The organism is Massilia norwichensis (assembly GCF_024753245.1).
Taxonomy (GTDB): domain Bacteria; phylum Pseudomonadota; class Gammaproteobacteria; order Burkholderiales; family Burkholderiaceae_D; genus Telluria; species Telluria norwichensis.
On the sequence record NZ_JANUGX010000059.1, the window covers coordinates 1 to 4725 of the forward strand.

The following is a 4725-nucleotide window of genomic DNA, read 5'->3' on the forward strand; positions in this document are numbered from 1 at the left end:
GCCCTCATGCAGTTGCGCTTCACTTCGCTCGCTGTGGTCAGCTTGCGGTGGGACTTTCACCCACAGGAGTGCGCTCATGCTGAGCGCACATGAAAAACGGCCGCACGATGGCAGCCGTTCTTTGCGCGATAAGAATTTTCAAATCACAATTGACGGGCGTCGAACGTGTTGCACTGCTGCACCGAACCGGTTTGCAAACCTTTCGAGAACCAGCGCATGCGCTGCTCGGACGTGCCGTGCGTGAACGAATCCGGCACCACCTCGCCGCGCGCACGGCGCTGCAGCGCATCGTCGCCGATCGCGCTGGCGGCTTTCAGGGCCGACTCGACATCGCCCTGCTCGATGATCTGCTTGGCTTCGTTGGTGTGGTAGGCCCAGACGCCGGCAAAGCAGTCGGCCTGAAGCTCGACCCGCACCGACAGCGCATTCGCTTCGGTCTCGGACAGGCGCCGGCGCATGCTGTCGACCTTGCCGGAGATGCCCAGCAGGTTTTGCACGTGGTGGCCGACTTCGTGCGCGATTACGTAGGCCTGGGTAAATTCGCCGCCAACTTGGAAGCGCTGCTGCATCAGGTTGAAGAAGGACACGTCCAGGTAGACCTTGCGGTCGGCCGGGCAGTAGAACGGACCGACGGCCGCTTCGCCCATGCCGCAACCGCCGGTAGGCGTGCTGCCTTCATACAGGCGTAGTATCGGCGGCGTGTAGGTAGCGCCGTTCTGCTGGAAGATCTGGGTCCAGGTCGTCTCGGTATAACGCAGAACAGTACGGATGAACTGGGTCTCCTGGTCGTTGGCAGGAGGCCGGTTCGGCACCTGCTGCACCTGGGCCGGCGAACCGCCGCCGGACAGGAGGCCTAGAATCGTACCTGGCGACACCCCAAAAAACCAGGAACCGAGCAAGGCGATGACGATCGTTCCGATCCCCACCGTACCACCGCCGATGCCGAATCCACCGCCGCCACCACCGCTGCCGCGGACGTCCTCCACGTTATTACTCTGTTCGTCACCTTGCCAACGCATTTGCGCCTCCTTATCTTCCCGGCGACCGTTTCAGGCACACCGCACCGCGCTGTTCGCGCGCATCCTTGATGCGGAATTCCTCGTCCGCGGCCAGCCCGGCGCGCTGCTCGTCATGCAGCTCGCGCTCGTGGCGTTCACGCTCGATTTCACGTTCCAGGCGCAGGTGCAGACCAGCGTCAGACATTCTCGTGCTCATGGCAATCCTCCCTGGGGCCCAGTATGCGCAAGCAGGCACACCGGGTATGTACGAGCCTTCACATAAACGCAATTTTAACGGAAGGGCCGCTATGTTCGCTCGCGCACAGAACGGCGAGGCGGCGCCCCTCATGCTGAAGCCATGACCCTGAACCTGCGCTCCCCATCCGCCCTATCGCGCCTCGGCCGCCAGTTGCGCAGCCAGGATTACGCCTTCATCACCGTCACCCCGGCCACGCACCGGCGCGTCAATCGCCGCGCGGAAAATGCCTGGGCACACGGCCTGCGCGACGTGTTCGGCTGGAGCCGCCCGTATCGCGAAGGCGTGCTGCCGGCGGAAATCGACAGGCTGCTGGAGGAAGCCGGCTTGCGTGCAGAAGCCGGCCAGGATCTGGGACCCGGCTACCGGGCATGCATCCGCGCCTCGACCGTCGGCCGCCAGCTCTATTTCCACTCGGCCTTCCCGACCTCGGATGACGATGCGGTCTTCTTCGGCCCCGACACCTACCGCTACGTGGCGGCGCTGAAGCGTTCGCTCGCCTCGCCGCTGCTGCGCCGGCCGGTGCGGCGCGCGGTCGATATCGGCTGCGGCGCCGGTCCGGGCGCGATCGAGCTGGCCCTGTGCTGCCCCGACGCCACCGTCTACGGCGCCGACATCAACGACGACGCGCTGCTGCTTTCCGGCATCAACGCCGAGCTGAACGGTGCGGACAAACTCATCCCCTGCCGCGGCAACCTGCTGGACGGCGTCGACGGCCAGTTCGACGTGGTGATGTCGAACCCGCCCTACATCCTCGATGCGGACGAACTGCCCTACCGCCACGGCGGCGGCGAGCACGGTGCCGGCCTGTCGATCGACATCGTCAAGACCGGCCTGGCGCGCCTGCATCCGGGCGGCAGCCTGCTGCTGTATACGGGAGTGGCAATTGTCGCCGGCGAGGACCGCTTCCTCTCGGCGATCCGGCCGCTGCTGGACGAAGCCTGCGACGAATGGCAGTACGAAGAGCTGGACCCGGACATCTTCGGCGGCCAGCTCGAGTGCGAGGGTTACGAACAGGTGGAACGCATTGCCGCCGTCTGGCTGCATGCGGTGAAGCGGGCCTGAACGCGCAGGCCCGCCGGTATCTTAGAAGCGCAGCTTGACGTAGGCCGACGGGCCGCTCAGGCGCAGCTTGAGATCGGCTTCGCGCTCGCCGTTGCGCGACAGCTGGATGCGCTGCATGCCGTAATCGACCACCACACCCACGTTACGCGCCGGGAACCATTCCAGGCCGATCGTGCCGCCATACACGTGGCCGTCCACGTTGCCGCCATTCTTCTTGACGCCCGATGCTTCGGCCACCAGGCGCAACTGCTCGTTGAACGAATGGCGCCAGGCCAGTTCGACCAGCGGTGCATAACCGCTCTCGCTGGTCTGGCCGCGGCCGTTGAACTCGACGGTCTGCGGCAATCCCGACACACCGGTCACCTGACCGCGGCCTTCTCCCGACACTTTCGCGTGCAGATAAGCTGCGCCGACGCCGACGCCGAACACGTCGTTGCCGCGGCCCAGCCACCAGCGGTAGGCCAGCTGCGCCAGGTCCAGGCGCAGGTTGGCGTTGACGGTGGCGGTGCCGCTGACCGGGCGGCCGTCGATGGTCGAGGCGCCGGCGATGGTCGGGTTGTAATCCTTGTCATAACGCCAGTAATCGAGCGCCAGGCCCTGGCTGTCGCCCAGCAGGACTTCGGCCTTCACGCGCGGCAGCGTGGTGTGGCTGCCTTCGGCGTCGGGCGTGGACAGGTAACCTTGCGAGGTGTCGCCGGCGGCATGGATCTTGGGCTTGGCGGAAAACACACCGGCGCTGATGCTCATGCGGTCGAGAGCGGGCGATTGCTGGGCGCAGGCGGCGCCGGAAGCCAGCACGGCGGCGATGGCGAGGACGGAATGACGAGCAAACATTGTATTCTCCGAATATCTTATATGAATGACATGAATATCACTGACTCGCGGGTCAGTAACTGTTGTCATTATTGCTAAGATATGCGGTAAGGGTGCGCACGATTGGCTGAGGCTGCTCGGCTGCCATCGCCAGGCGCACCGCTCAGCTTTGCATGGCGTCGATCTGTACCGGCATCGGCACGTGCGAGCGCACCTGGTTGCGTCCCGCATTTTTGGCAAGGTAGACGGCGGCATCCGCTGCTGCAAACAGCTCGGTGATGCTCTGTCCCTGTTCCATGGTCGCCACGCCGATCGACACGGTGGCCTGCACCTTCGGCTTGGTCAACAGAGGCGTCTGCGCAATGCCTCGACGGATACGCTCGCCGATCTCCATCGCTGTGCCCAGAGGCGTATCGGGCAGAACGACGACGAACTCCTCGCCGCCAAAGCGGGCGCAGACATCGTCCGTCCGCAGAAACGCGCGTAGCTGCTGTGCGAAAGCGCGCAACACATCGTCGCCCACCAGGTGGCCGAATTCATCGTTGATGCTTTTGAAGAAGTCGATGTCGAGCATCAGGATGGAGAACGTTTTGCCGGAGATCGCATGCTGCTGCACCTGCTGCTTGAGCACGTCGTCGAGGGCGCGGCGATTCCACTGCCCTGTCAGCGCGTCGGTCGCGGCATCGAGCTCCACCTTCTGCAGCGCCGTGCGCAATTGCGCCGCCAGCGAGGCATTCGCGTGCTGGAAGCGTATCCCCTCGATCAAACGTTTCGAGATCGCGCGCGTATAGTAGACAGTGAGGGCGGTGAACACGCTCAAGCCGGCAACGTAATCGAGCGCGCTCTGACTGCCGGTCTGCAATAAGCCCAGCACCGATACGGCCAGCAGGATGCCGATCTGGCCGTAATAAGCGACCACATAGGTGCCATAGACCTGCGCATTGATCGATGCGACGCCGCATAGCAAGGCCATCAGCACGGCGTCGAGCACGGGGTCGTAGCCCATCAGGAACCATGTCAGCAGGCCCCAGGCAAACCCATCCAGCCCGGCAATCCATCGGAGCTGCCGGCGATGCCTTGCCAGCTTCGAGCCGGTGCCGATCATGTGCTGCAAAACTGCCAGGCTGCCAGCCCAGATCGCGGCAGCGATTCCCAGCCACAGGACGATGGAATGCGTGGGAACGCGGTCCCAGCAGAACCATACGGCGAGCAGCCAACCGCTCGGCGTGGTGGTGAGTGCGCGGCGAAGCGCAATCGCACATTCCGAAAAGCCGGTTTCGCGCGCAAGGGAAAGGTCGGATTCGCTGATGGGCTGGGTGGTATTCACGACATGCCTATACGCTGGGGGATATTTGGCTGAGCATAACATGTTGCCAAGCCGAAAAAATCACAAACTATCACAGCTGACAGGGTGGCTGGTCGTTAACGAAAAAGGGCTCCCTTGTGGGAGCCCTTTTCTTGTCTGGCGGAGAGGGTGGGATTCGCCTACATACCGCAGGCCGCCCGTGCGCAAATATGCGCACGTCTTCGAATCCCACACGGGGAGCGCGCAGGCGCTCCCCTCCTCCCGCCAAAACAAAAAGGGCCCCCTTA

The 4725-nt window shown here is 63.9% G+C and carries 5 protein-coding genes; 1 reads left to right on the forward strand and 4 read right to left on the reverse strand.

Annotated features, from left to right (window positions below; all coding sequences use genetic code 11):
* Positions 1-143: 143 nt before the first annotated feature.
* Together ypfJ and NX782_RS25995 are read right to left on the reverse strand one after the other, a co-directional pair.
* Positions 144-1019 carry a KPN_02809 family neutral zinc metallopeptidase gene (ypfJ, locus tag NX782_RS25990; RefSeq protein ID WP_258848405.1) on the reverse strand — a complete coding sequence of 292 codons (876 nt, stop codon included), beginning with the start codon at positions 1017-1019 and terminating at the stop codon, positions 144-146.
* Between the two features lie 10 nt (positions 1020-1029).
* Positions 1030-1203, reverse strand: a complete 174-nt coding sequence (locus NX782_RS25995; protein ID WP_258848406.1) for a hypothetical protein — start codon at positions 1201-1203, stop codon at positions 1030-1032.
* 153 nt (positions 1204-1356) lie between these two features.
* Between NX782_RS25995 and NX782_RS26000 the strand changes: the two genes are divergently transcribed.
* The gene (locus tag NX782_RS26000; protein WP_258848407.1) at positions 1357-2319 is read left to right on the forward strand and encodes a methyltransferase; all 963 of its coding nucleotides are present in this window, start codon (positions 1357-1359) and stop codon (positions 2317-2319) included.
* 21 nt (positions 2320-2340) lie between these two features.
* On the opposite strand, the gene NX782_RS26005 is transcribed toward NX782_RS26000, so the two are convergent.
* Both NX782_RS26005 and NX782_RS26010 read right to left on the reverse strand, forming a co-directional pair.
* Positions 2341-3153, reverse strand: a complete 813-nt coding sequence (locus tag NX782_RS26005) for a hypothetical protein (protein WP_258848408.1) — start codon at positions 3151-3153, stop codon at positions 2341-2343.
* A 142-nt stretch (positions 3154-3295) separates the two neighbouring features.
* The gene (locus NX782_RS26010) at positions 3296-4459 is read right to left on the reverse strand and encodes a GGDEF domain-containing protein (RefSeq protein WP_258848409.1); all 1164 of its coding nucleotides are present in this window, start codon (positions 4457-4459) and stop codon (positions 3296-3298) included.
* Positions 4460-4725: the final 266 nt, after the last annotated feature.